Genomic DNA, 26,253 nt, shown 5'->3' with positions numbered 1-26,253 from the left:
CCCGGGCCGGTTTGGTGTCGACCTGCGGGGTTACTTTCGTATTCTTGCCGGCTTTTTCGAGCTCTTTGCCGATTTCTTCGCCGGCCTTCTTGCTGCCCTTCTGCGCGCCCTCGATGATCGCGTCGCCAACGGACTTCCCAGCGTTCTTGGCGCCCTTCGTAATCCCGTCGTTGAGGGACTGCCCGGCCTGTTTCCCGACCTTGTCGGCGGTCTTGCCGACATTGGTGATCTCCGCCTCGACCTCTTTTAGGCCGTCGCCAGATTTCTTGACGGTCAGGCTGACATACCCGGATGCTAGTTCGACGCCCTTGCCGCTCATCGCTGGCCCCTAACGGGTTGGCCGCCTCCGCGTTTCGGGCAGTTCCTGCCGTACACCCTGCAACCAGTGCACGCGGTGAGACGGCTAGGTTGGGGTGCGAGCGCCGGGGCGGTCATGCGACACTCCGCGCTGCAGCGTCAAGATCGGAAGACTCTATTCTCACCAGTCGCGGCCCAAACCTCTTGGCGGGCAACGATCCGTTGCTGACCATCCGTTGGATCGTTCTGGTTGATACGCGGGCGCGGGTAGCGGCTTCTCGGGTGGTGAGCCACGACATGTTCTGGTGCTTTCAGTGGGTGTCGTTCCCGCTTTACCAGTGGTGAACATGCCGTATCGGCGTGGATGGCGCCGCAAGTGTCGCCGGCGCTGTCAATCACCTTCGATTATATGCCAACAGCTGACATTTCACGAAATAGGCGACACACCAAACGCTAGACCTTGTGGCGCACCACATCGATGCGGCCCGGTGAGCTGATCACAATCGTGCCCCGCTCCCCATTCCCCAGGTCGGCATCCGCGTCGAGGATCCGCGGCGCGTTCGACGGATGCGCCGGGTCGGGATGCCATACCCACGCGAAATCCGCTCCCGCCGCAGGCTTCTCCAAGCTCCAAATCGGCAGCCCCGTCGTGTAGTGGGTGGCGTTGGCGATGCCGAACCGCTCCACATGCTCGCCGAGGTCGCGCTCGAGCTTGTTGAGGTACCTGGTGAGCTGGTGCTGCCCATCGGGGTCGTGTGGCTGTACCCACGCGGCGATGAACTTCGCCTTCGCGTGCGCATGCGCCAACGCGTCGAGCGGTGTGTGCTCAGTCATTTTCTGCCTTCCGTTTCGTCGTGGCCATGAGTCGTAACCGACCGCGTGCCACGAGCACAGCGCCGACACTGGCGATGCAAATAGCCGGCCGCGTCGACCTGCCACCGCGTGTTCACGACATCAAATTGATGGCCCCGGATGCACGCGGTCTGCTCAGCCCGAAGCTTCGCCAAACCACGCCGCCCCCGCCGCGGCTCCCGCGGCCGCCCAGTCACGACGCCGCCTCGAGGGCGTCAACGCGGCCGTACCGCGCCAGGCCGCGGCCGCCGGAACTGACACGGTGCAGCACGCCGCGAGCGATCAGCCGCTGGATGGCTTGCCTAGCCAGTTCGACACAGGTACCCGTCGGATCCGCGCCATACAACGCCACCGCGGCCTCCCGCACCGTCACCCCTTCGGCGCCAGCACTATCCACCGCGGCCAGAATCTTCTGCCGCAACCGCCGCACAGGGCGGCTGGGCTTCGGCTGCCGCTCCGGTTTCGGTTGGCGGCCCGCCATATCGGCGGCCATCGCCGCCTTGGCCGTCTGGTACGCATCTGGATCCACCAGCCTGCCGGCAACCACGCCGCGCGGTCGTTGATCCGCCGGCAGGCTGTCAACCCAGTCGCTGCACTGCTGCATATGCCGACAGCCAAGACATACATCAATTCCGGAGTCGATCGTTGCCCGGCACGAGCGGGCCTCGACGTCCGACAGCCATGTTTCGTTGCGGCAGGCGGCATCGCGCATCCTCGGGGCCGCTGCAGCAGCCCCGAGCAGGGCGGCCAGTTGGTCGGTGTTCACGAGACCACCTCGGGGAACTCAGTTTTAAGCCCGGCCATCGCGCGTTGCCAGTGATAGCCACGCCACCCGACAGACATCACGCAACGATCTCCGCGGCGCGCACGGCACGACAGGACGGGGCAGACAACGCTGAGCGCCGTCGGAGCGATCGGGTCGGCGTTCACCGAATCACCCTGCGGCTGCCGTGGATTGCCCAACGGCTATCCCCGTCGAGTGCTGGCGCCGCATCGGGTGGATGCCACCCACGCCTGCGGCAGCTAGCGTTTCGCGGCAACCCTGTTGACGCGAGCCTGCAGTTCGGGCCGCAAGCAGCCTTCGCGGTCGAGCAGCGCAACGTGCGAGAATTCCCGCATCCCCCGCCGGCCTGAACGCAGGTACGCCAGCTCGACGTCGTCAACCATCCGCAGCGACGTGCGGCCGAGGTGGTCGACCAGCGTGACAGCCCACCAGTCGTCGCCCAGCTCCCAGCTTTGTTCGATGCTTTGGAAATCCAACCATTCCGTAGGCGAGTAGGAATCCATGACATTTCTCCCGTCAGAGTGTGTGGATTTCGAATACCAGCAGTGCCGCTGTATCTAACCATTGTAGGCATATTCGTCCTCGTCGGCAAGAACAATCCGACCAGTCGTGGGATCGTATATATCATCCTCGTAAATGAAATCGAAGTAGTCGTCAATCAGGCGCCAGCATGATTTTGTGGCTTCCCAGCTACCTCGGACTTGGATGCGCAGTATTTCCGCGAGGTTGGCGTCTAGGGAATGTTGGCATTCGATGTTTCGTGAATGGAGGCCATCCGCGGTGGTCATTTCGTAGAGCAGGGCAGGGCCGTGTTCGTCTTGGGCGCCGTCGAGGAACAGGCCGCGGTCGTTGCACAGCGAACAGCCATCCACGTGCCTAACGTCGTCCGCTGGGGTTGTGGTGGGCGTCTTTCCAAGCGACCCCGGACGGCGCGCCGTAGGCGCGTCCGGTAGGGGGAGCGTCTTCTCGTCATTCAGGTACTTAGTACCTTCATGACTTAGAAACCGTTCTTGCTGGTCAGCGAGTTTTTCATGACCAATTTCGGCCGCACCCTCACCAATATGGGCCGCACCCTCACCAATTTCGGCCGCACCCTGACCAATATGGGCCGCACCCTGACCATTTTCGGCCGCCGTGTACTCACCGCATCCGGCCACGTCTCGGTCGGCCCGTTCGGCGGCGGCATCGGCCGCCCAAGCCTCGTTTGCGGCAAATAGGTCGGCGGCGGTCGGTTCCAGGAGTTGCACGCTGCGGTGGCCTGGGCCACCCCACGGTTGCGACTCGTCCAAGGCGATGCGCTTGATTCCCTCCATGACAGCGACGAGTTCGCCGACGCCGGGGAATAGCCCATTCTTATGCTCGGCCAGTTTCTGGGTCGCAGCGCTAAAGGCTGTATCGTCGTCTATGCCCGCGAATGTCAACAGGTCGAAGACTGATTTGTGGAATTTATGATCATAGCCGAACTCCACGGCGAGCCATTCGTTGCACTGCGCCACATACGCTTGCTCCGCTGCGAACCAGTCGATATAAGGCTTTCGTTCCATTTCGAGCAGTTCAGCCCAGAAACTCTGCAAGCCTTCTGACCATTTTTCGATGTGCCGTCCCTCGGCGTAAAGCCACCTATTGACATTAGATAGATAGTCCTGTTCGGCCTTCCGCCACAGGGCGCGCCGCTCAGGCGGCGAGATGAGTTCGTATTTGTCGCTGGCGACGCTGTCGGCGATGGGCTCGATGTTCCAGTAGAGCCTGGCGGCCAGCTCCGCGATAGCGGGGCGCGCCATCTTCCGTGTCGTGCCGGAGGCTGCGTATAGCTCGTCGGTCTGGGCGTGGAATGCGCTGCGGTGCCCGGCGAGCCGGTAGATCGCCGACGCACCTACCCGTTTCGCCTGAAGCGATGTGTGCGGATCCCGCCACAAGTCCCGCAGTATGGTGGCCTTCTCCTCGTAGCCGTCTGCGGCGGGGCGGTCCTTGGTTGCGTATCTGCGGTTCTGGGCTAGTGTTTCGTGCCATTCGAGGGCCTCGAGTGGCGCGCCTGGCGCCTGAGGCAGAAGGTCTATCTGATAGCTCATGCGCCCGGGCCTCATGCCGACCCGCCAGTAGCCGGCGTCCCGAAGGTCGGACACCGCCCGCCTAGCCAGCCTATCGCTGATGCCGGCGGCGTGTGCCAGCTCCCGCAGAGATGCCCGGAAGCTTCCCTTCCGCCCGAGCTGGAAAGCCGTTGCGGCGCCGAGCACACTAGCTCGGTGCGGCAACTTGGGGTCACCGAACACCGCGTACAGCCAGTCGTTGTGTTGGGCTGCTGTCCAGTCGGTTGAGGTGGTTTCTTCGTTCGCGCTCATGCCGCACCGCCCGTCAGGCGTGCGCGGATCATGTTGGCGCGCAGTCGGACCCCGAGGGGCATCATGTCGGCGTAGTGCGGGTCGACGGATGCGCGGATGGCGCGACGCTCGAAGTCGGCTATCCACTTGTTGGTGGTATCGCCTGCTATTATTGGTGTATCGGTGTCGTTGAGGGTCGTCCTAGCTCCTGCGGCCGGCGGCGGGATCAGTTGCACAACATCGCCGGTATGAAAACGGATTTCGTCGCCGTACTCCAACGCATGAGCGATCGGTGCGTTCACAAGGGTGCCGGTTAGTTGCCCGTGTGCACCTGCGTCCGCGATGACAACCCACATCGCCTCTGGGAAACCGTTTTTTGTGGCCGGCCAGATGAGTTTCACCGTGTCGCCCACCTGCGGGTTGAAGATCACGGGATCGTCGGGGTCATCGATTGGTTTTATCCGTTCGTCGCCGAACGTGTCGAAGTCGCGCCAATTGATGCTCACGCCGCGCTCACGGGCGCGCGCTTAGCGGTCAATCGTTCGATGTAGGCGTCGATGCTTGCGGCAGTGATGAATCCGCGGCGCCCAACGTTGACGTGGCAGAGTTCTCCGCGCTTGACGAGGGAGTAGATGGTGGGCCGGGAGACGCCGCCAAGCGCAAATCGGGCTCCTTCATCGGGTGTCATGCCGATGGGCACGAGTTGCTGTGTGGTCGTCATTGGTCGGCCCTTTCGTGCCTGTAAGTCACCGTCGCTCGGTGTTCTCTAATGACAAGTAGGCCACAACTTTTCGTGATTTGTAATGTCTAGCCATGCCTCAGTCAACACTTTTACAGCTCAGAACGTGTATCGCCGCAGGTAGCGGCCAACGCAGCCTCCTATGACCAGTCAACACCAAAGTTGTGCCAGTAGGAGGCTTTACAGCCCGAGTGAATCCGCTAAGCCATCCACCGCGGCCCGCGCGGTCGCATCCTCGGCGTGGCCGTAAATGTCCCCGGTGATCGATATAGAGCTGTGCCCGAGCAGATCGGCAACCGCCTTGATGTGCACACCGCCCTCAAGCCACGCTGAGGCTGCGCTGTGGCGCAGTGTATGCACGTCGACGTCTTGCAGCCCAGCCTTCTTCGCTGCGGCCTGTATGGTCCGCAGCAGGTTCCGTGGGTCGACCTGGGTGCCGAACTCGGTGGCGAACACGAGGCCGTTCTCGCGCCATTGGTTGCCGGCCTGTAGCCGCTCTCGCTTCTGCCGGGCGCGGTGTGCGCGCAACATTTCCACGACCGGAACCGACAGCGGCACAGCGCGCCTCGACCGCTCCGTCTTCGGCGGCGTGGTCATCAGCTTGCCGTCGACACGAGCCACGGTCGCCGCGACACGCAGCGAACGGGCGCCGAGGTCGACGTGCTCCCATCGCAGGGCCGCGGCTTCACCGCGCCGCAGCCCGGTAGACGCAATCAGCACCAGCGCAGGGTGATAACGCGATCCACGGGCAGCGTCGAGGAGCTTCACCACGTTGTCGCGGTCGAGGTGGTGTGCTTCCTGCCGTTCAACGCCGGGGCGTTTGACGGCAGCCGCGGGATTCTTCGCGAGTAGTCCGTCACGGACAGCGCCGTCGAGGCCGGCCCGCAGCACGGTGTACGTCGACCGGATCGTCGAGTCGGACAATGCCCGCACCGGATCGGGGTTCGGGTTATCGTCGGTCCGCTCTCCTGGCTTCATCTGCGACCGCATGTCGAGGACCAACTTCTCGACGTCGGACGGGCGCAGCCGGTCGAGCCGTACGCGCCCGATCGGGGCGCCCTCGATGTGTTTGCGCGACAGGTTGGCGTACAGCTCGCGGGTGGCCTGCTTGCGGTCGGACGCCGCCAGGGTTGTTGCCCGCCAGTGGGTCATCCACTGTGCAAGCGTCGTGGTGGCGTCGCGGGGCGGCTGCCCCTCTTTGAGTCGGTCACGCACCTTGTCCAGCTCGGCCAGCGCCGCCTTCTGGGTAGCGCCGTAGACGCTCACGCGTTTCTGCTCGCCGGTGTCGGGGTCGCGGTAGCGCAGCCGAGCCTCCCAACGCCCATTGGGCCGCTGGTAGACGTTGCCTTGTGAATTGGCGCGGCGCTTCGCCATGCAGGCCAGTGTAGACCTGGTGGGCGTACTAAAGGGCGTACGCCAAGAATTTCCGTATCATTGGGGTAGTAAAAACGCCTCTGACCTGTGTCGGGCTGACAGGATTTGAACCTGCGACCACTTGACCCCCAGTCAAGTGCGCTACCAAACTGCGCCACAGCCCGCGTGCCGGTGGTTCCACCGGCAGCAGGTCGAAAGCCTACCGTAAACGCTCCGCCAACCCGCCAAGCGACCTCCGCCTGCACCGCGCCGTGCGTGTCACTGATCTCGCGAGCCACTCAGTACAGCCTGGCGATCGTTAGGCGACTCGCGAACGCGCTATCAGATGCGCTATCGGAATCGAGACTTACCCGTCGGTCGCGGTGGGGCCCACGCATGTTGAGGGCCAAGGCGTTCAGCGCCGCCTGGCTCCCCGCTTTTCGCGTACCCGCACGTTGATCCGGATCGGCGACCCCTCGAACCCAAAGGTTTCGCGCAGCCGGCGTTCCAGGAAACGCCGATACCCCGCCTCGAGAAAACCCGTGGTGAACAGCACGAAGGTCGGAGGGCGGGCGGTGGCCTGGGTGGCGAACAGGATGCGCGGCTGCTTACCCCCACGCACCGGGGGCGGGGTGGCCGCCACCACCTCTTTCAGCCAGGAATTCAGCGGCCCGGTGGCGATCCTCGCGTCCCACGACGCCAGCGAGGCCTCCATCGCGGGCACCAGCCTTTGCACCGCGCGGCCGGTCTTGGCGGAGATGTTGACGCGCGGCGCCCACCGCAACTGCACCAGTTCGCGGTCTATCTCGCGCTCCAACAGCTCGCGCCGGTCTTCGTCGACCAGATCCCACTTGTTGAATGCCAGCACCAGTGCCCGGCCGGCTTCGATGACCATCGACAGCACCCGCTGATCTTGTTCGGTCAGCGGATCCGACGCATCGATCAGCACGACCACCACCTCGGCCGCGTCGATGGCCGAGTGGGTGCGAACCGAGGCGTAGAACTCATGGCCGCTGACCTGACCGACCTTGCGCCGCAAACCCGCGGTGTCGACGAACCGCCATACCCTGTCGCCCAGCTCGATGAGGGAGTCCACCGGGTCCACCGTCGTCCCCGCGACATCGTGCACCACCGAACGCTGATCACCGGCCAGCTTGTTCAGCAGCGAGCTCTTGCCCACGTTGGGTTTGCCGACCAGCGCCACGCGCCGAGGGCCACCGGGTTTGGGGGCCACCTCGGACACCGCGGGCAGCGCGGCCAGTACTTCGTCGAGCAGATCGGCGACCCCGCGGCCGTGGATCGCGCTGATCGCGTGCGGCTGACCGAGCCCCAGCGACCACAACATCGCCGCGTCCGCTTCGGCCTTGTCACTGTCAACCTTGTTGGCGGCCAAGAACACTGGTTTTCCCGACCGCAGCAGAATCCGGGCTGCGGCTTCATCGGCGGTAGTGGCGCCGACCACGGCATCCACCACCAGGATCACCGCATCGGCGGTGCGCATGGCCACAGAGGCCTGTTCCGCCACCAGCTGCTGCAGCCCCTTGGCGTCGGGCTCCCATCCCCCGGTGTCCTGCACGATGAACCGACGGCCGGTCCACAGCGCGTCGTAGGACACTCGGTCGCGGGTGACGCCCGGGACGTCCTGCACGACCGCTTCCCGCCGCCCCAGGATCCGGTTCACCAGGGTCGACTTGCCGACGTTGGGCCGGCCGACCACCGCCACCACGGGCGCCGGACCGGCCTCCTCCTGTTCGTCCAGGCCGAATTCGACGGACCCCCAGTCGCTTTCGTCAGTCCACGTGCCGTCGTGAGTCATCGCACCGCCCCGCTTCGCTGCTTGACCAGATCCCGCAGGCGGGAAATCACCTGCGCCTCGGTCATCTCGCCGGTATCGACGACCACCGCGTCAGGCGCCGCCCGCAGCGGCGACACCGCGCGGGTGGAATCCAGATGGTCGCGGCGGCGGACGTCGGCGAGCACGGCGTCGTAATCGTCGGCCAGCCCGGCCGCCACGTTCTGATCGTTGCGTCGGCGCGCCCGCGTTTCGGGCGACGCCGTCAGGAAAATCTTCACCGGCGCGTCGGGCAGGACGACGGTGCCGATGTCTCGGCCCTCGACGACGACACTGCCCATGCCGTCGGCCATTTCGCGTTGCAAGCCGACCAGCCGGGTGCGCACGGCGGGAACCGACGACACCGCCGACACGGCGGCGGTGACCTGATCGCCGCGGATCTCCGCTGAAACATCCTCTCCACCCAGGAAATATCGGTCCCCGTCGGGCTGGTAATCGACCGCCATCTGCACGGCTTCCGCCGTGTGCGCGACGGCCTGTGCGTCATCTGGGTCGATATCAGCGCGCAAGACCGCCAACGTCACCATCCGATACATCCCTCCGGTATCCAGATAGCGCGCCCCCAGGGCCTTCGCCAACCCCTTTGACACCGAGGACTTTCCGGTCCCCGCCGGGCCGTCGATGGCCACCACGACGCTCGTTTCGCTCACAGGCCGACCGCTTTGTACAGCTGCCCCACCTCGTCGCGCCCCAGCGCCCGGATGCTGCCCGGCCGCTGCTTGCCAAGCGAAACCGGCCCAATATCGGTGCGCACCAACGATTCCACCGGGAATCCCGCGGCCGCCAACAGCCGGCGCACGATGCGATTACGCCCTTCGTGCAACGTCACCCGCACGAGCGTCTTACCCGGGATGGCGTCCACCACCGCGAATTCGTCGACCCGCGCCACCCCGTCATCCAACTCGATCCCCGCGCGCAGCGACTTACCGACGCCACGCGGCACCGAGCCGGTCACCGTGGCCAGATACGTCTTGGGCACCTCGTGGGAGGGATGCATCAGCCGGTGGGCGAGTTCGCCGTCGTTGGTCAGCAGGATCAGCCCTTCGGTGTCGGCGTCCAACCGCCCGACGTGAAACAGGTTCTTGTTGCCGCGAACTCGGCGTTCGATCAAATCGCCGATACACGGCCGGCCGCGGTCGTCCGACATGGTCGAGTGCACCCCGCGCGGCTTGTTCAGCGCCAGATACACCTGGGAATCGTCGAGGACTATCCGGGCGCCGTCGACGTGGATCACCGAAGCGTCCGGGTCGACGCGGGTGCCCAGTTCGGTCACCACCCGCCCGTCCACCTCGACACGGCCTTCGATGATCAACTTCTCGGCGGCCCGCCGCGACGCTATTCCGGCTTGGGACAACACTTTTTGCAGCCGGATCCCCTCAGTTTCGACCATCAATCCTGGTCCACGTCGAACGTCAGCGCCGGGTCGGATGCCTGACCGCCGGAAAGTTTGATGAAACGTGGCTCGCTGTCCAAGGATTCGCTGAGGTCCTCGATCGTGTCCACGTCGGGGAGCAGCGGCGCGATGTCCGGAAGGTCGGCCAACGACGTCAGCCCCAGGCGCTCCAAGAACAGCTCGGTGGTGGCGAACATCACGGCGCCGGTGTCGTCGTCGGCTCCGGCCTCGGTGATCAGGCCGCGCGCCAGCAGGGTGCGCATCACGGCGTCGACATTGACGCCGCGGACCGCGCTCACCCGCGCGCGTGTCACGGGCTGGCGATAGGCGACGACGGCCAGCGTCTCCAGCGCGGCCCGGGTGAGCTTTGACCGCGCGCCGTCCAGCAGCAGCTTCTCCACGTAGGGCGCGAACCGGGCGCGGGTGTACATCCGCCAACCCTCGCTGTTTGTCCGCAGGTCGATACCGCTGTCACGCGCGGTCAGTTCCTCGGCCATCTCCTGCAGCTTGGTGGCGATCCGATACACCGGTTGTTGCGTGGCGGACGCCAGCGCCTCCGCGGTGACCGGGGTGTCCACCACCAGCAGCAGCGCCTCCAATACGGAGCCGAGTTCCTCGGATTCCATCGGCGCTGCCTCGGCGATGTCCGGGATGCCCACCTCGAGAGCCGCATCCAGATCGACGCCAGGCAGCACATCGGTCACGCGCGCGTCCTCCGCATCGCTGTGCTCCGCGTCGTCACCGGCGCCATTCATGTTTCGTCCCGCACTTCTACCAAGGCTTCACTGACCGGACGTTCCCCGGTCCACGAAATTTGGAGCACGCCAAGCGGCTCTGACTGGTCGAATGCTACCGCCCGCGACCGATACAGTTCGAGCAGCGCCAGGAAGCGCCCGACCACCTCCATGGACGCCTCACAATCGGCGACCAGCTCGGAGAACGTGGCCCACGCGCCGCTACCTCGCGCTTCGAGGATCGCCAACAATTTTTTGGCCTGCTCGGGAACCGAGACCTGAACCTGGTGCAGGTGCCCGACCGACACCGTCGGGACGGGCCGCGGGCTGAACGCGATCGCCGCGATCTGGGCGAAGCGGTCGGCGTCGACGCCGATCATCACCTCGGGCAGCAGCTCGGTGAACCGGTCCTCCAGCGACACGGCGCGCGGATAGCTACGCAGCGCGCTGGCCTCCAGCTCGGCGAACATCTCGGCAACGTGCTTGTACGCGCGGTACTGCAGCAGCCGCGCGAACAGCAGGTCGCGCACCTCCAGCAGCGCCAGGTCTTCGTCGTCGTCGACCTGCCCGGCCGGCAGCAGCCGGGCAGCCTTCAGGTCAAGCAGGGTCGCGGCCACCACCAGGAACGCGGTGGTCTCCTCCAGCTCCAGCTGGGGACCGATTTCGCGGGTGTAGGCGATGAAGTCGTCGGTGACCTGGTGCAGCGCCACCTCGGTCACGTCGAGGCGATGGGCGAAGATCAGCTGCAACAGCAGATCGAACGGGCCCTCGAAATTGGTCAGGCGGACCTGAAAGCCGTTCTGCTGGGGCGCCTCACCGTTTGCAGTCGCGTTCACGCGCCGAATCGGTCGATGAACTCGCGGGCCAGCGCGCGATACGCGATGGCCCCGGTGGATCGCGGGGCCCACGTGGTGATGGGTTCGCCGGCCACGCTGGTCTCCGGGAAGCGGACGGTGCGCGTGATGACGGTGTCGAACACCAGGTCACCGAACCGCTCCACCACCCGGGCCATCACCTCGCGCGAGTTGACCGTGCGGGGGTCGTAGCGGGTGAGCAGGATTCCGCTGATCTCGAGTTTCGGGTTGAGGCGGTCGCGCACCTTGTCGACGGTGTCGGTCAGCAGCGCCAGGCCGCGCAGCGAGAAGTACTCGCACTCGGTGGGAATCACCACACCGTCCGAGCAGGCCAGGCCGTTGACGGTGAGCAGTCCCAGCGACGGCTGGCAATCGATCAGCACGTAGTCGTAGCGGTCCAGCACCGGGTGCAGCGACCGGCCCAGGGTCTGTTCGCGCCCCACCTCGTTGACCAGCTGGATCTCGGCGGCCGACAGGTCGATGTTGCTGGGCACCAGATCCATGTACTTGACCCGGGTCTGCAGCAGCACGTCGTCGACCGACACCCGCGGCTCCACCAGCACGTTGTGGATGGTCTTGTCCAGCTCGTAGTGCGGGACGCCCAGGCCCGCGGACAGCGCGCCCTGCGGGTCCATGTCCACCAGCAGCACCCGGCGGCCGTATTCGGCGAGCGCGGCACCCAGATTGATGGTGGACGTGGTCTTCCCGACGCCGCCCTTCTGGTTGCACATGGCGACGACTTTGGCCGGGCCGTGCGAGGTGCGCGGCTGCGGCTCCGGGATCGCCCGCGGCGGCCGCCCGGTCAGGCCGAGCTCGACGCCGCTGTCCGGCTGCTCGGTCATGGCGGGGGTGTTCGGGAAGTGAACATCGACCGAAAGTCTAACGGGTCCACGCGCCGAAACCCGGCGACCCGCAGGCAATTAACCAGCCAATATGAGGCGAAATCGGTGGTGAAACGCACATCCCGACAGCCTATTCACTTCCGTCACAGCCGCACCAGTTTTGAGGGTGGATGTGGCCGCCGAAAAATGCTGTCGCCGGCGATAGCACTATCGGGGTTCGGCCTATCGTGGCCCCTATGGATCTCAAGCGACGGATGCCCCTGTTGCGATGGTCGGTCTGGCGGATGGCCGTCGGCAATCGCAACATCACCACGACGGGCCAGATCGGTGACGGGCGCGAAGCGGCCGCCGTCGAGTACGTACTGCGGAACGCCCGGGCCGGCGACATCGACGACGTGCTGACCACCATCGACAAGTTCGCCTACGAGAAGTCGATGCTGATCAACGTCGGCGACGAGAAGGGGCTGCTGCTCGACGCCGCGGTGCGCCGCGCCGATCCGGCGCTCGCGCTCGAACTGGGCACCTATTGCGGCTACGGCGCGTTACGCATCGCCCGGGCCGCGCCGTCGGCCAAGGTGTTCTCGGTCGAACTCGCCGAGGCCAACGCCGCCAACGCCCGCCAGATCTGGGCCCATGCCGGTGTGGCCGACCGCGTGACGTGTGTGGTCGGCACCATCGGCGACGGTGGCCGCACCCTGGACGCGCTGGCCAACCAGCACGGGTTTGCCTCCGGCGCACTCGATTTCGTGTTTCTCGATCACGACAAGGACGCTTACCTGGACGACCTGAAGAGCATCCTGGATCGGGGCTGGTTACATCCGGGCTCGATCGTGGTCGCCGACAACGTGCGGGTGCCGGGCGCACCGAAGTATCGCGAGTACATGCACCGGCAGCAGGGCAAGGTGTGGAACACGATCGAACACAAGACCCACCTCGAGTACCAGTCGCTGATGTCCGACCTGGTGCTGGAGTCCGACTACCTGGGCTGAGCGTCGACTTGTTGTCGACGATTCCGCCCGCCATTTTCGCGCAACAACTCGACGTTCGGCGCGAAGGGGGTCTTCGGCGCGAAGGGGTTTTCGGCGCGAAGGGGGTGTGCTCGCTACTGGGCCCGCGGATGGGCTTCGGCCCACACTTCTCGCAGCGCGTGCACGGTGACCATGGTGTAGATCTGCGTCGTCGTCACCGAGGCGTGTCCGAGCAACTCCTGCACCACGCGCACGTCGGCACCGCCCTCGAGCAGGTGGGTGGCGAAGGAATGCCGCAGTATGTGTGGCGACACACCCGACGTGATCCCGGCGCGCTCGGCCGCATCCTGCAGGACCTGCCACGCGCTTTGCCGCGACAACTGCCCGCCGCGCACGTTGAGGAAGATGGCCGGCGTCCCGCGCCCGCGGCGCGCCAGCTCCGAGCGTCCGCGCACCAGATAGGCGTCCAACGCGGCCACGGCGGGCCGGCCGATCGGCACCAGCCGCTGCTTACCGCCCTTGCCGCGCAACAACACCGACCTGGCCTGGGTGTCGATGTCGTCGACGTCGAGGCCGACGGCTTCGGAGATCCGCGCGCCGGTGGAGTACAGAAGTTCCAGCAGCGCCCGGTTCCGCAGGGTCAGCGGGCCGTCGGCCGGGCTCTCGCCCCCCGCACCCTCCAGCAGCGCCAGGACCTGGTCGATGGTCAGGCTCTTGGGCAGGCGGCGGCCCGGGGTCGGCGGGCGGACGGCGCGCGCCACGTCGAGTTCGGCCAGCCCTTCGGCCGCGGCGAACCGGTGCAGGCCGCGCACCGCGATCAGGGCACGCGCCGCCGACACCGCCGACAGCGCCGCCGCGCCGGTATCCGGGTCGCCGCGGCGCAGCGCCACCAGGAATTCGCTGACGTCGTTCTCGCCCACCTCGGCCAGATCGTGAATTCCACGGCCCGACAGGTGTTTTGTGTAGCGGCGCAGATCTCGGCGATATGAACTCAGCGTGTTCGCCGCGACGCCGCGCTCGATCGTGAGGTGGTCGAGGTAGCCCTGGAGTTGCGTGTCCAGCGTAAGTGCCGTTGTCATGGCCCGGCCTGCCCCGCTTTTCGAGCAGCAAATGCCTTGGGCCTGTCGATCCACGGACTGTCCACCGGCCGAGGCGGTGCGAACCCCTCGATGACGGCACGGGCCGCCAGAATCCCGGCGATGGCAATGGAATTCACGACCTCGCCGCGCAGCACCCGGTGGGCGGCATCCGCGATGGGAAACCAGCTCATCCTCATGTCGGCTTCCTCGTGATGCGCCTGGGGCCTGCCCACCTCGCGCAGCCCGGTGGCCAGATAAATTCGCACCGATTCGTCGCTGAAGCCCGGCGCGGAGTCGAGGTCGACCAGCACCTGCCAGGTGGCCGCCTGCAGGCCGACCTCCTCGTGGAGTTCGCGGGCGGCCGTCTGCTGCGGCGGCTCCCCCGCGACGTCGAGCAGCCCGGCCGGCAGCTCCCAGAGCCGCCGGCCGAACGCGTGCCGGTATTGGTAGACCATCGCGATGTTGTTGTCGTCGTCCAGCGCCGCGACGGCGACCGCCCCGTAGTGCTCGACAACCTCGCGCACCGCGGTGGTGTCGCCCGGCATCCGCACCCGGTCGCTGCGCAGCGCGAAAATCTTTCCGGTGTACAGCGTTTCGGAAGACGCCGTGGAGAAGACGTGTTCAGCCACGGGACGCGGGCTCAGGTATGGGCCGCGCGGCGCTGTCCCGGTGCTGGATGCCGTTGGACGACTGCTCGGGGATTTCCACCGGCAACCGTTCGCCCGCCTTGTACTCGATGGCCGCCCCGACGAACGCGACGAACAACGGGTGCGGCCGGGTGGGCCGGCTCTTCAGCTCCGGATGAGCCTGGGTGCCGACGATGAACGGGTGCACGTCCGGCGGGTACTCGACGAACTCGACCAGGTGACCGTCGGGAGAGGTGCCGGAAAACCTGAGACCGCTTTCGGCGATCTTGTCGCGGTACGCGTTGTTCACCTCGTAGCGGTGCCGGTGCCGTTCGGACACCTCTGTGGTGCCATACGCCTGGGCCACAATCGAATCCGGTTCCAGCACGGCGGGATAGGCGCCCAGGCGCATGGTGCCACCGAGGTCGGCCTCGCCGGCGACGATGTCGACCTGATCGGCCATCGTCGAGATGACGGGATCCGGTGTGTCCGGGTCGAATTCGGCCGAGTTGGCCTCCGTCAGCCCGGCCGAGCGGGCGGCCTCGATCACGATGCATTGCAGGCCGAGGCACAGGCCAAGCACCGGCAGCCCCCGTGTGCGCGCGTAGTGAATGGCGCCGAGCTTGCCCTCGATGCCGCGGATCCCGAACCCGCCGGGGATCAGCACAGCGTGCACGTCGCCCAGTGCCGCAGCGGCACCGGCCGCGCTCTCGCAGTCGTCGGACGCCACCCAGACCAGCTCCACCTTGGCGTGGTGCTTGAACCCGCCGGCACGCAGCGCCTCGGTGACCGACAGGTAAGCATCGGAGAGTTCAACGTATTTGCCCACCAGGGCGATTCGCACGGTTTCGTGCGGCTCGTGCACCCGGCGCAGCAGGTCGTCCCATTCGGTCCAGTCGACGTCGCGGAACGGCAGATTGAGCCGGCGCACCACATAGGCGTCGAGCTCTTCCCGGTGCAGCACCTTGGGGATGTCATAGATCGACGGGGCGTCCGGGGTGGAGATGACGCCGTCGATTTCGACGTCGCACATCAGCGCGATCTTGTTCTTCAGCGCCTCGGGGACGTCGCGGTCACAGCGCAGGATCAGCGCGTCCGGGGTGATACCGATGCTGCGCAGCGCGGCCACCGAGTGCTGGGTGGGTTTGGTCTTGAGTTCGCCCGACGGGGCCAGGTAGGGCACCAGCGAGACGTGCAGGAAGAACACGTTTTCGCGGCCCAGGTCGTGACGCACTTGGCGGGCCGCCTCCAGGAAGGGCTGCGACTCGATGTCGCCGACGGTGCCGCCTATTTCGGTGATGACGACATCGGGGCGGTTGCCCTGGGCGTCGGGCTCGGCCATCGCCATGATGCGCCGTTTGATCTCGTCGGTGATGTGCGGGATCACCTGGACGGTGTCGCCGAGGTATTCGCCGCGGCGTTCCTTGGCGATGACGGTCGAATACACCTGGCCCGTAGTGACATTCGCCGAGCCGGACAGATCGCGATCCAGGAACCGCTCGTAGTGCCCGACGTCGAGGTCGGTCTCGGCGCCGTCCTCGGTGACGAAGACCTCGCCGTGCTGGAACGGGTTCATCGTGCCCGGGTCGACGTTGAGGTACGGATCGAGCTTTTGCATCGTCACATACAACCCACGCGCCGTCAGTAGCTGACCGAGGCTGCTGGCGGTCAAGCCCTTACCCAACGAGGAAGCGACTCCCCCGCTGACGAAGAGGTGCTTGGTGGCGGATTGCGGGTGCTTTCGCACAGGCGACCTCCGTGAAGACGGGCAGGGCTTGAAAATTGTTCTAGCGAATAACTAGATGGGCCTGCCGACCCACGGAAACCCACCCTAACATCAGCCGCGCTGTGTCGCGGCTAACACGCCCGCTACTGGGGCACCGTGATCGACGTCGCCCCGTGACCGGTGCCGTACTGGCCGGCGTGACCACCATTCATCAGGTCGTGCAGACCCAGCACCGCGGTGATGCGTCCGGGCGCGGCGTCCACGTCGTCGACCGTGCTGACCGCGGCATTCAAACCGGCGTCGGCGCGAGTCACGGCGACGGCGGCACCCCCGGTCGCCGAACCGTCGCGCCCGGCGAGCAGCGTGCCCGAGCCGTGCGGTGCCAGCGCGGCCGAGAACCGGGCGACGCTGACACCCTGGTTCCCGGCGTCTTGGGGCAGCGAGCCGCCGGTGACGATCAGCGCGGCGTTCGCCGCGCTGATGTGATCGGTCGCCTGGTAGGTGATGAAGCCGGTGTCGCGCAGCGCCGCCAGCACGGTGTTGCGCTGAGGCTCGTCGACCTGCGGGACGGCCGGGTTCGGGTTGGCCAGCAGCGCGATGCCCATCAGGTCACCCGCCTGCGAACCCTGGTCGACGAGCTTGGTGCTGAGCTGCTGACCGGCGGGCAGCACCGACGAGTTCACCACCGTCTGCAGCTTCTCCGCCGAGTTGGCCTCGACGAACTCCTGCGTCAGCGATACCGTCCCGGTCACCGCCCCGCCGGCCTGGCCGATGAACTTCGACACCGCGGCCACGTCGTCGTCTTTGGCATCCGGGGTGCGGAACACCACCACCGATTTGCCGGCCAGCGCGTCGTGCACTATCCGGCCAACCAGTTGGGTATCGAAATTGTTTGCCGCGCTGAGCTTTTCGTTCAGCACATTCTTCTGGTCGTTGAGCCCGCTGATCTGCGTGTTCAGGTCCTTCTTCTCGTCACGCAGGCTGGACAACAAGGTGTCCGACAAGAAGCCGGAGCCCAGCACGACGCCCACGGCCAGCGCCAGGAACACGGCGGCCAGCGACAGGGCATGTTGGCGTAACGAGATCATCTAGGTGACCCACTTCTGCACCATCAGGCAGAAGTGGTTCCAGTAGTCGGTGACCCAATGCAGCACCACACCGTCGGTGCGCGACACCCACAGGGCGACGATCACCGCGATCAGCATCGTCAGCGCCAGCAGCGCGATGGCGCCCGCGGAGATGTGGTTGCGGTACAGGGTCGCCACGGCCTTGGCGTCCACCACCTTTTCCCCGACCCGCAGTCGGGTCAGGAAGGTGGACGGGTTGCTGTGGGCGCGGGTGCGGTCGAAGAACGTCTCGATGTTGGCGGTGTGGCCGGCCGTCACCAGCAGCGCGGCGCCATGGTGATCGGCCAGCAGCAGGGCCAGGTCGATCGCCGAACCCGCGGCCGGGAACGTCATCGCCCCGACACCGAGATCCTGGATGCGCTCCAGCCCGGGCGCGTGGCCGTCGGCGTCGGCGGGCAACACGACCTGGGCGCCGCACTTGAGCGCGTCGGTGCTGATCTGGTCGGGGTCGCCGACGATCACCTGTGGGCGGTAGCCCGCCTTGCGCAACACGTCCGCGCCGCCGCCGACACCGATCAGCGCCGGCTGGTACTCCTTGATGAACGGCTTGAGCGACTTGAGGTCGTCCTCGGCGCTGGGCTCGTCGGCGACGATCACCACGTGCCGACGACGCAGGTCGACGTCGACGTCTGGGATGCCGATCCCGTCGATCAGCAGCGGGCTCTCGCTCTTGATGAACTCGATGGTGTTGCCGGCGAACGCCTCCAGATGGGCGGACAGGCCGCTCTTGGCCTCCCGCATCAGGTCGGCGATGTCGTGATCGGTGCGCTCGGTGCCGCGGACCAGCCTGCGATCACCCGCGTACACCCCGCCCTCGTACAGGCGGATCCTGGCGCCGTCTTTGACCTTCTTGAAGATGTCGGGTCCGGCCTCGTCGATCAGGGTCACACCGTTGTTGACCAGCACCTCAGGCCCCAGATTGGGGTAGCGGCCCGACACCGACGGCGATGCGTTGACGACGGCGGCGATGTCGGCCTCCACCAGGGCGTCCGCGGTGATGCGATCCAGGTCCAGGATGTCGAGCACGACGATGTCGCCGGGGCAGACCCTGCGCAGCAATCGATCGATGTTCCGGTCGACGCGCGCGGTGCCGACCAGGCCCGGCCGGGCGGGATTACGGGAAAGCAGGCCTGACATCTTCATGGGGGCGATTCTGTCGGGGATGCGTGGGCGAGGTGGGGAGGCGCGCCGTAACACCAGCCTCAGAAGTTATCTAGAGTCACATTAGTAACAGGTGGATGCCGAACCGGTCTCGAATGTCGACCTGATGCGCGAAATGGGGCCGGACGCCCACAACAAGTCGACGCTCGCGGCCTTAGATCTCGTCAGATCTCGTCTTTCTGCGCCGCCTCGAGCAGCTCGCGGGCGTGCGCGCGGCCGCTGTCGGATTCGCCCAGCCCGGCCAGCATCCGCGCCAGCTCGGCGACCCGCTCGTCGCCGCCCAGGCGCCGCACCACGCTCGTTCCCTTGGGCCCGGCGGCATGCACCACCAGGTGCACGTCGGCGTACGCCGCCACCTGCGGCAGATGCGTGACCACGATGACCTGGTGGGTGCGCGCCAACCTCGCCAGCCGACGCCCGATCTGCACGGCCGCCCGGCCCCCCACGCCCGCGTCGACCTCGTCGAACACCATGGTGGTGCCCGCCGCTTCTTTGCGGGACGTGGCCAGCACCACCTCCAAGGCCAGCATCACCCGGGACAGCTCGCCGCCGGAGGCGCTCTTGGCCAGCGGCAGCTGGTCCATCCCGCGGTGCGCCGCGAACCCGAACTCGACCTGGTCGACGCCGTCGGCGCCGGCGCGGACGAGCTCGCCCGACGGCAGCCGCAGCGCGGCCGAGTCGTCGGCGGGCGCCGCGGCGTCCGGCACGGCATCCAGGCTCACGTCGATGGTGAATCGGGCGTCGGCCATCGCCAGCCCCGACAGCTCGGCGGTGACCTCCTTGGCGAGTCGCTTGGCGGCCTTGCGCCGTGTGTTGCTGAGATCGGCCGCGGCCCCGGCCAATTCGCGGCCGAGCTCGTCGACCCGGGCCGCCAGCGCCGTCAAGCCTTCCTCGGTGACGTCGAGTTGGGCGAGCCGTTGCCGCGACTCCTGGGCCCACCGGATCACCCCGTCGATGTCCGCCGCGTACTTGCGGGTCAGTGTGCGCAGTTCGGCCTGGCGGGCCAGCTTGGATTCCAGCGCGCTGGCATCGACCGGCAGCTCCTCGAGGAAGCCGCCCAGTTCACCGGCCGCGTCGACGAGCACGGTCAGCACCTCGCCGATCTGGCCGGCCAACGCCACCAGCTTCGCGTCGTCGGTGGATTCCAGTGCGGCCCTTGCCTTTCCCAGGCTGTCGGTGGCACCCAGCGCGACCCCATCCGTCTCGTCGGAGGACAACGCCGCGCGCGCGGTGGCCGCGGCTTCGCGCAGGGTGTCCAGTTCGGAGAGCCGCACGATCTCGGCGACCAGGGCGTCGTCCTCACCGGGTTGTGGGTCCACGGCGTCGATTTCGTTGAGGGCGAACGTCAGCCGGTCGGCCTCCAGCGCGAGTTCGCGCATGCGGTTGCGGCGGTCGAGCAGGTCGCGTCGCGCCGAGAGCCAGGCGTCGCGCAGTTTGCAGTAGCGCTCGAGCGCCGGGCCCGCCTTGGCGAACCGGTCCAGCGCGCCACACTGCTCCTCGGGCCGGATGAGTCGCAGCTGGTCGTTCTGCCCGTGCAAGGTCAGCAGCCCCGCGGTGAAGTCGCCCAGCGACTTCGCGGGCACGCTGCGGCCGCCGAGCGACGCGCGCGACGGCCCGTCGCGGCTGACCGAGCGCAGCGCGATCACGCTGCCGTCCTCGTCGCGTTCCCCGCCCGACGCGTCCAGCATCTCATCGAGCCGCACCACCATGGCCTCGTCGAGATCGGTTGTGCTGAAACGACCTTCGACGACAGCCCGGTCAGCGCCCGACCGGACCCGGGTGGCGTCTGCGCGGGCACCGCCGAGCAGGTGCAGCCCGGTCACCACCATGGTCTTCCCGGCGCCGGTCTCCCCGGTCAATACGGTCAGGCCGCGGTCGAACTCCCCGACCGCGGAACTGATCGCCCCGAGCGACTCGATGCGGATTTCAGTCAGCATTCAGTGAGAACCCCGCGCTGCGCCGTCAGTTCCCGCGCCACCCGGTCACCGGCAGCCGGAACTTGCGCACCAACCGATCCGTGAACGGGGCGCTGTCCAGCCGGGCCCACTTCACCGCCGTATCACAGCGTTTCACCTCGATCCGGCTGCCGGCCGGGATCAGCATCTCCCGGCGGCCGTCGCAGAACACCAGGGCATCGTGGCCGTCCGCCTCGACCTCGATCGCGATGGTGGCGTTCGGGCTGGTGACCATGGGGCGACCGAACAGCGCGTGGGCGTTGTTGGGTACCACCAGGATTGCCTCGAGGTCGGGCCACAACACCGGACCGCCCGCGGAGAACGCGTAGGCGGTGGATCCCGTCGGCGTCGATACCAAGACGCCGTCGCAGCCGAAGGCGGACACCGGCCGCCCGTCGATCTCGACCACCACCCCCAGCACGCCGAGCCGGGGGCCCTTTTCCAGGCTGATTTCGTTGAGCGCCCAGCCGTGCGCGGAGGCGCGGCCGCCCTGACGCACGACCACATCGAGCGTCAAGCGTTTCTCCACCCGATAGTCTTGTGCGACAACATGGTCCAGCACCTGTTCGATGGCTTCGGCCTCGGCCTCGGCCAAAAAGCCGATCCGGCCCAGGTTCACGCCGAGCACCGGAATATCGGCGTTGCGTGCCAATTCGGCGGCCCGTAAGAACGTCCCGTCGCCACCGAGTACCAGCACCAGTTCGCAGCCTTCGGCGGCTTGCGCGTCGGCGTTGACCACGTCGATCTCCACGCCCATCGCCCGCATGTCATCGGGGGCCAGGTGCAACGGCCCCCTGTCGACCGCCTCGGCGGACAGGACGCGAAGCCCAATCCCATTGTCGCCGAGCGTCTTCTGTACACGACGGGCCGTCTCGGTCGCTTCTTCGCGACCGGTGTGGACGACCAGCAAAATGGTACGTTCGGCTGGACTCACCGCGGCCCGCTTTCCACCGCGTGCCGCACCGCCGCCACCAGCGCGTCGCCGGCGAGCGGACGATCGGTCTGGGCGCGCAGCCGGAGAAAGTATTCGACGTTGCCCGACGGCCCCGGCAGCGGGCTGGCGGTGACGTCGACGGTGTGCCAACCCAGCTCGCCGGCGCGACGCGCGACGCGCGAAACGGCATCGGCGCGCAGGCCGGGGTCGTGAACCACACCGCCCGCACCGACCTGGCCCTTGCCCACCTCAAACTGTGGCTTCACCATGGGAACGATATCCGCGTTCGGTGCGGCACATCCAGCCAGCGCCGGCAACACCGTGGACAGCGAGATGAACGACAGGTCCGCCACCACGAGGTCGGCCGGCCCGCCGATCGCCTCCGGCGTCAGGTCACGAACGTTGGTCCGCTCGACGACGACCACCCGTGAATCGCTGCGCAGCGACCACGCCAGCTGGCCGTATCCCACATCCACGGCAACCACTTCGGTGGCCCCGCGATCGAGCAGGACTTCGGTGAAGCCACCCGTCGACGCGCCGGCATCCAGGCAGCGCCGGCCCGCGACGGCAATCCCGAAGGCGTCCAGGGCCCCGATGAGTTTGTGCGCCCCGCGGGAGACCCAGCCGCGTTCACCGTCGGTGGCCACGGTCAGGGCCGCGGTCACGGCGACGGCCGTGCCGGGCTTGCGCGCGGGCATCCCGTCGATGCGCACCTTGCCGGCGCCGATCAACTCCGCGGCCTGCTGACGCGACCGGGCCAGCCCGCGCCGTACCAGCTCGGCGTCAACGCGGGCGCGTCGAGACATGCGCGCACTCAGCCCTTCTCCGCCGACTCCAGCGCGGCCAGCAGGACGTCGTGCGCCTCGGAGAGGCGGCGCGCGATCTCTTCGAGCTCGTCGAGCGAGGGCACCTTCTCGGGATCCTGCTGCTCGCCGGGATGGGGCAGCCGGGCCAGCAAGGCGTCGATTTCGGCGCGAATCTGATCGGGGTCGATAGTCATCGCGTTCCTACGCTAGTCACCCGTCAGTCGGTGTGCACCAAAGACCAGCGCTGCAGCGCGGCGCGCGCCCGGTCGTCGGCGGCCTCGATGCGCACCCGGGGCTCGTCGGAATCGGGGCCGGCCGCTGCCCATACCGCGCTGGCGACCGCGCGAACGATCGCCAGGCCGTCGCCGTCCTCCGGCCCCTTGTTCGGGCCGCCGGCGCTGACGGTGATCGCCTCGTCCGCGACGTCGACCCGCCAGCCCGGCTGCGGCCCCACCGCGAGCTGTTCGCCGTCGGTGTGCAGCGAGCGCAGATCATGGCCGATGTAGGTGGGGCGCTGGGCACGCTTGGCGTACACCGCGTCCCGCGCGGAATTGACCCCGGTGAGCACCATCAAGCTGGGTAGCTGGGCGGCATTGGCGCCCTCGATGTCGGTGTCGAGCCGGTCGCCGATCACCAAGGGCGCGCGGAAGTCGCCCCTGGCCGCCGCGTCGAGCAGCAGCGCGGGCGCCGGCTTGCCCGCGACCTGGGGTTCGGCGCCGGTGGCCACCCGCAGCGCGGCCACCAGGGATCCGTTGCCCGGCAACAGCCCGCGCTCGGTGGGCAAGGTGAGATCGACGTTGGCCGCCACCCACCGCGCGCCGGCCCGGATGGCCAGCGCGGCCTCGGCGAGATCGGGCCAGCCGACGGTCAGGGACAGGCCCTGCACGACGGCGGCCGGGGCGTCGTCGTAGCGGCGCACCGGGCGCAGCCCGACGGCCGTGATCTCGCCGGCCAGGGCCTCGGTGCCCACGATCAGCACCGGCGATTGCGCGGGCAGCTGATCGGCGAGCAGCCGCGCCGCGCTCTGGGCGCTGGTGGCGACGTCGTCGGCGGTGGCGGTGAAACCGAGGTCGCTCAGGTGCGCGGCGACCTCGTCGGCGCTGCGGGACGCGTTGTTGGTCACGAAATACGCGCGGCTACGCAACTCGGCCAACGCCTGCACCGCGCCCTCGGTGGGCTGGCGGCCGCGAAACGCCGTACCGTCCAGGTCGATCAGCAGGCAGTCATATTCCTGCGCAAGGCTTTTCACGCGGTCGAATCCGTCACGTCAGCCGAGTTCGCTGACCCGGTCTTCGGCGTCGGTGACGCCGTCGACGTCGGCGGCCGCCGAACGCAGGAACCAGTGCAGCGCCTCGTCGCCGCGGCCGAGCGCGAGCAGCGTGTCCGCGTAGGCGTAGAACAGCCGCGCCGCCGTGGAGCCGGTGCGGCTGGGATCCAGTTGCGGCGTGGACAAGACGGTCAGCGCCCGCTCCAGCTGTCCGAGGTCCGCCCGCGCCCCGGCGGCGACGATGCGTAACTCGTCGGCGTCGTCGCCGGACAGCTCGGCGGCCTCCGGCCCGCGCGTGAGTTCGATCGCCCGTTCCGGGCGGCCAAGCCCGCGTTCGCAATCGGCGATCAACGCGAGCAACGAGGACTTGCTGCCCATCCGGCGGGCGGCGCGCAACTCCGCCAGCGCCTGCGACCAGTCGCCGCAGTGGTAGGCGGCGATCCCGACCGCCTCCCGAATGGTGGCGATGCGGCTGGACCGGGCCCGCGCCGCGCGGGCATGAAGCAACGCCGCCTCGGGATCCTCGTCCAGCAACTCGCCCGCCGCGACCAGGTGGCGCGCCACCGCGTCGGCCGTGGCGCGGTCCAGGGTGCTCAGTTCGCGGCGAATGTCGGGTGCCAGCTGGTTGGCCTCCACGCCCGGCGGTACCGGCGGCCCGTCCTGCGGCGCGCGATCGGCCTGCGCCTCCCGGCGCCCGGCGCTCTGTGGCTGAGCCGCCCGCGCACGGCCCGGACCGGACCATCCGCCGGATGCCGGCCGCGCCCCACGCTCGCCGCGGTGCCTCTGCCTGTCGTCGACCACGCTGCCGAGGATACGGGCAATGATTCGGCTAGCCGTGCAGCCGGTTGCTCAGCAGCGGCGCGATCATCGCCGGGCAGTAGGTCGCGATCGCGACAATGGTGAACCTGCCCGCCGTCTCGTAGGACATTCCGTTGCCCTCGGCCATCTTGGACGTCACGGCGTCGAAGGACCCACCGGGCTCGAACAGCATCGGGCACACCGACTGTCCCATCGCCGTGGTGCCGGTCGGTTGGGCGTAGGAGATCCCGGCGTTCGTCAGCGCCGACAGGAAAGCATTCCCGAGCATGTCGGCGCGGATCGGCGCCGACAGTGCCGCGGCCAGCGCTACCAAGCCCGTGATCACCCCCAGGATCGGCAGGACGGTCAACCGCACACGCGTCGCGAAAATCACCGTGACAACAGTGGTCCCCGCGGATCACGCCGACGACACGGTGAGGTAACGAACTGTGCACGTACGCGTTTTGCGGGAGCGGTTCGGGCCTGGGAAGGGCTAAGCGGGCTAAGCGGGCTAGGCGGTCTAGACCTTTTCGACCCCGGCGACGGTGCGTTTGCCACGGCGCAGCACCAGCCATCGGCCGTGCAGGAAGTCGGACGGTTGCGGCGCCCAGTCCTCGTCGTCGACGCGGACGTTGTTGACCGAGACGCCGCCTTCGCCGATGGTGCGCCGCGCGGCCTTCTTGCTCTCCGACAGACCGCTGGCGACCAACAGGTCGACGATCCCGTCGGGGCCACCGGGTTTGAGCTCGGCGACCGACGTCTCGCGCAGCGCCGCCGCCAGCGTGGCCTCGTCCAGGCGGTCCAGCTCGCCCTGCCCGAACAGCGCCCGGCTGGCGTGCTCGACCGCCTCGGTGGCCGCCTCGCCGTGCACGAGCACGGTGAGTTCGCGCGCCAGCCGCCGCTGGGCGGCGCGTTGTTGAGGGCGGTCCGCCGTGGCCTGTTCGAGCTCGCTCAGCTCGTCGGCCGTCAAGAACGTGAACCACCGCAGGTAGCGGATCACGTCGGCGTCGGCGGTGTTGAAGAAGTACTGGTACCAGGCGTATGGGGTGGTCAGGGCGGGGTCCAGCCACAGGCTGCCGCCGCCGGTGGACTTGCCGAACTTGGTGCCGTCGGCGGCGGTCACCAGCGGCACCGTCAGCGCATGGACCGAGGCGCCCAGCTGTTGGCGGACCAGCCGTACCCCGGCGATGATGTTGCCCCACTGGTCGGAGCCGCCGATCTGCAGGCGGCAGCCGTAGCGGCGGTGCAGTTCGACGTAATCGTTGGCCTGCAACAGCATGTAGCTGAATTCGGTGTAGGAGATGCCGTCGCCGTCCAGGCGCCGCCGGACGGTGTCGCGGTCCAGCATGACGTTGACCGAGAAGTGCTTGCCGACGTCGCGCAGGAACTCGATCGCCGACAGGGGACGCGTCCAGTCCAGGTTGTTGACGACGACCGCGCCGGTGGGTGATTCGTCGAAGTCGACGAAGCGTTGCAGCTGTCCCCCGATCCGTTCGGTCCACTCGGCCACGGTGTCGGCCTCGTTGAGGGTCCGCTCGCCGACGTCGCGCGGATCGCCGATCATGCCGGTGGCACCGCCGGCGAGCACGATCGGGCGATGACCGGCCCGCTGAAACCGGCGCAACGCCAGCAGGGGCACCAGGTGCCCGGCGTGCAGGCTGGGCGCGGTGGGGTCGAAGCCGGCGTACACCGTCATCGGCCCGCGCCGGGCTTCGGCGGCCAGCGCATCGAGGTCGGTGGACTGCGCGATCAGGCCGCGCCAGCCCAGCTCGTCGAGGATCATGGTGT

Annotated in this window: 28 protein-coding genes, 1 tRNA gene and 1 pseudogene; 1 reads left to right on the top strand and 29 read right to left on the bottom strand. The window is 67.6% G+C overall.

Annotated features, from left to right (window positions below; genetic code table 11):
• From EPN51_RS11935 to EPN51_RS11860, 16 genes and pseudogenes are all read right to left on the bottom strand, one after another.
• A pseudogene (locus tag EPN51_RS11935) lies at positions 1 to 319 on the bottom strand (hypothetical protein); the annotation flags it as partial.
• Positions 320 to 431: 112 nt separating this feature from the next.
• Entirely contained in the window at positions 432 to 596 is a 165-nt protein-coding gene (locus tag EPN51_RS11930) for a helix-turn-helix domain-containing protein (protein WP_293042467.1), read from the bottom strand.
• A gap of 154 nt (positions 597 to 750) precedes the next feature.
• On the bottom strand, positions 751 to 1,131 hold the full coding sequence (locus tag EPN51_RS11925; RefSeq protein WP_293042465.1) for a hypothetical protein: 381 nt from the start codon (positions 1,129 to 1,131) through the stop codon (positions 751 to 753).
• A gap of 211 nt (positions 1,132 to 1,342) precedes the next feature.
• Complete coding sequence (locus EPN51_RS11920; RefSeq protein ID WP_293042463.1) at positions 1,343 to 1,915, bottom strand: hypothetical protein; 573 nt, start codon at positions 1,913 to 1,915, stop codon at positions 1,343 to 1,345.
• A 257-nt stretch (positions 1,916 to 2,172) separates the two neighbouring features.
• Positions 2,173 to 2,436: a hypothetical protein gene (locus tag EPN51_RS11915; protein ID WP_293042461.1), complete on the bottom strand. Its 264-nt coding sequence runs from the start codon at positions 2,434 to 2,436 to the stop codon at positions 2,173 to 2,175.
• A gap of 54 nt (positions 2,437 to 2,490) precedes the next feature.
• Entirely contained in the window at positions 2,491 to 4,272 is a 1,782-nt protein-coding gene (locus EPN51_RS11910) for a hypothetical protein (RefSeq protein ID WP_293042459.1), read from the bottom strand.
• The gene (locus EPN51_RS11905; protein ID WP_293042456.1) at positions 4,269 to 4,757 is read right to left on the bottom strand and encodes a hypothetical protein; all 489 of its coding nucleotides are present in this window, start codon (positions 4,755 to 4,757) and stop codon (positions 4,269 to 4,271) included. Before EPN51_RS11905 ends, EPN51_RS11910 begins: the two co-directional genes overlap by 4 nt.
• Entirely contained in the window at positions 4,754 to 4,972 is a 219-nt protein-coding gene (locus EPN51_RS11900; RefSeq protein WP_293042454.1) for a helix-turn-helix domain-containing protein, read from the bottom strand. Before EPN51_RS11900 ends, EPN51_RS11905 begins: the two co-directional genes overlap by 4 nt.
• A 198-nt stretch (positions 4,973 to 5,170) precedes the next feature.
• Positions 5,171 to 6,364, bottom strand: coding sequence for a site-specific integrase (locus tag EPN51_RS11895; RefSeq protein ID WP_293042452.1), 1,194 nt, complete (start codon positions 6,362 to 6,364; stop codon positions 5,171 to 5,173).
• A gap of 90 nt (positions 6,365 to 6,454) precedes the next feature.
• Positions 6,455 to 6,528: transfer RNA gene (locus tag EPN51_RS11890), tRNA-Pro, on the bottom strand.
• A gap of 230 nt (positions 6,529 to 6,758) precedes the next feature.
• On the bottom strand, positions 6,759 to 8,159 hold the full coding sequence (der, locus tag EPN51_RS11885; protein ID WP_293042450.1) for a ribosome biogenesis GTPase Der: 1,401 nt from the start codon (positions 8,157 to 8,159) through the stop codon (positions 6,759 to 6,761).
• Positions 8,156 to 8,845, bottom strand: a complete 690-nt coding sequence (cmk, locus tag EPN51_RS11880) for a (d)CMP kinase (RefSeq protein WP_293042447.1) — start codon at positions 8,843 to 8,845, stop codon at positions 8,156 to 8,158. The genes der and cmk overlap by 4 nt, the downstream gene beginning before the upstream one ends.
• Positions 8,842 to 9,585, bottom strand: coding sequence for a pseudouridine synthase (locus tag EPN51_RS11875; RefSeq protein ID WP_293042444.1), 744 nt, complete (start codon positions 9,583 to 9,585; stop codon positions 8,842 to 8,844). The genes cmk and EPN51_RS11875 overlap by 4 nt, the downstream gene beginning before the upstream one ends.
• Complete coding sequence (gene scpB / locus EPN51_RS11870; protein WP_293042472.1) at positions 9,585 to 10,292, bottom strand: SMC-Scp complex subunit ScpB; 708 nt, start codon at positions 10,290 to 10,292, stop codon at positions 9,585 to 9,587. Before scpB ends, EPN51_RS11875 begins: the two co-directional genes overlap by 1 nt.
• A gap of 47 nt (positions 10,293 to 10,339) precedes the next feature.
• Positions 10,340 to 11,158 carry a segregation/condensation protein A gene (locus tag EPN51_RS11865; RefSeq protein ID WP_293042441.1) on the bottom strand — a complete coding sequence of 273 codons (819 nt, stop codon included), beginning with the start codon at positions 11,156 to 11,158 and terminating at the stop codon, positions 10,340 to 10,342.
• Entirely contained in the window at positions 11,155 to 12,018 is an 864-nt protein-coding gene (locus EPN51_RS11860) for a ParA family protein (protein WP_293042438.1), read from the bottom strand. Before EPN51_RS11860 ends, EPN51_RS11865 begins: the two co-directional genes overlap by 4 nt.
• A gap of 236 nt (positions 12,019 to 12,254) precedes the next feature.
• Here EPN51_RS11860 and EPN51_RS11855 point away from each other — a divergent pair, with 236 nt between their 5' ends.
• On the top strand, positions 12,255 to 13,007 hold the full coding sequence (locus EPN51_RS11855) for an O-methyltransferase (RefSeq protein WP_293042436.1): 753 nt from the start codon (positions 12,255 to 12,257) through the stop codon (positions 13,005 to 13,007).
• Positions 13,008 to 13,120: 113 nt separating this feature from the next.
• Here the strand turns inward: EPN51_RS11855 and xerD are convergent, their stop codons facing one another.
• The 13 genes from xerD to tyrS all read right to left on the bottom strand — a co-directional run bounded on the left by xerD (position 13,121) and on the right by tyrS (position 26,248).
• Positions 13,121 to 14,065, bottom strand: coding sequence for a site-specific tyrosine recombinase XerD (xerD, locus tag EPN51_RS11850; protein ID WP_293042434.1), 945 nt, complete (start codon positions 14,063 to 14,065; stop codon positions 13,121 to 13,123).
• Complete coding sequence (locus tag EPN51_RS11845; protein WP_293042431.1) at positions 14,062 to 14,694, bottom strand: NUDIX hydrolase; 633 nt, start codon at positions 14,692 to 14,694, stop codon at positions 14,062 to 14,064. Before EPN51_RS11845 ends, xerD begins: the two co-directional genes overlap by 4 nt.
• Positions 14,687 to 16,438: a CTP synthase gene (locus EPN51_RS11840; protein WP_293042428.1), complete on the bottom strand. Its 1,752-nt coding sequence runs from the start codon at positions 16,436 to 16,438 to the stop codon at positions 14,687 to 14,689. The genes EPN51_RS11845 and EPN51_RS11840 overlap by 8 nt, the downstream gene beginning before the upstream one ends.
• Before the next feature lie 122 nt (positions 16,439 to 16,560).
• Positions 16,561 to 17,505, bottom strand: a complete 945-nt coding sequence (locus EPN51_RS11835) for a copper transporter (RefSeq protein ID WP_293042426.1) — start codon at positions 17,503 to 17,505, stop codon at positions 16,561 to 16,563.
• Positions 17,506 to 18,687 carry a putative cytokinetic ring protein SteA gene (gene steA / locus EPN51_RS11830; RefSeq protein ID WP_293042424.1) on the bottom strand — a complete coding sequence of 394 codons (1,182 nt, stop codon included), beginning with the start codon at positions 18,685 to 18,687 and terminating at the stop codon, positions 17,506 to 17,508.
• Positions 18,688 to 18,869: 182 nt separating this feature from the next.
• Entirely contained in the window at positions 18,870 to 20,642 is a 1,773-nt protein-coding gene (gene recN / locus EPN51_RS11825) for a DNA repair protein RecN (protein ID WP_293042422.1), read from the bottom strand.
• 25 nt (positions 20,643 to 20,667) lie between these two features.
• Entirely contained in the window at positions 20,668 to 21,594 is a 927-nt protein-coding gene (locus tag EPN51_RS11820) for an NAD kinase (protein ID WP_293042420.1), read from the bottom strand.
• A complete protein-coding gene (locus tag EPN51_RS11815; RefSeq protein ID WP_293042417.1) occupies positions 21,591 to 22,400 on the bottom strand; it encodes a TlyA family RNA methyltransferase in 810 nt (269 codons plus the stop codon). The genes EPN51_RS11820 and EPN51_RS11815 overlap by 4 nt, the downstream gene beginning before the upstream one ends.
• Positions 22,401 to 22,408: 8 nt before the next feature.
• Complete coding sequence (locus EPN51_RS11810; protein ID WP_293042415.1) at positions 22,409 to 22,594, bottom strand: hypothetical protein; 186 nt, start codon at positions 22,592 to 22,594, stop codon at positions 22,409 to 22,411.
• Between the two features lie 23 nt (positions 22,595 to 22,617).
• Positions 22,618 to 23,649 carry an HAD-IIA family hydrolase gene (locus EPN51_RS11805; protein ID WP_293042413.1) on the bottom strand — a complete coding sequence of 344 codons (1,032 nt, stop codon included), beginning with the start codon at positions 23,647 to 23,649 and terminating at the stop codon, positions 22,618 to 22,620.
• An 18-nt stretch (positions 23,650 to 23,667) separates the two neighbouring features.
• Positions 23,668 to 24,468 (bottom strand): tetratricopeptide repeat protein, encoded by an 801-nt coding sequence (locus EPN51_RS11800; protein WP_293042411.1) that lies wholly within the window; start codon positions 24,466 to 24,468, stop codon positions 23,668 to 23,670.
• A 28-nt stretch (positions 24,469 to 24,496) separates the two neighbouring features.
• Complete coding sequence (locus EPN51_RS11795; protein ID WP_293042408.1) at positions 24,497 to 24,859, bottom strand: DUF732 domain-containing protein; 363 nt, start codon at positions 24,857 to 24,859, stop codon at positions 24,497 to 24,499.
• A 126-nt stretch (positions 24,860 to 24,985) separates the two neighbouring features.
• The gene (gene tyrS / locus EPN51_RS11790; protein ID WP_293042469.1) at positions 24,986 to 26,248 is read right to left on the bottom strand and encodes a tyrosine--tRNA ligase; all 1,263 of its coding nucleotides are present in this window, start codon (positions 26,246 to 26,248) and stop codon (positions 24,986 to 24,988) included.
• Positions 26,249 to 26,253 lie beyond the last annotated feature (5 nt).

It is taken from the genome of Mycobacterium sp. (genome assembly GCF_004298145.1).
In the GTDB taxonomy this organism is placed as follows: Bacteria; Actinomycetota; Actinomycetes; order Mycobacteriales; family Mycobacteriaceae; genus Mycobacterium.
The sequence above is the reverse complement of the archived record's forward strand: the minus strand, read 5'-3'. Positions and strand labels throughout refer to the sequence as shown.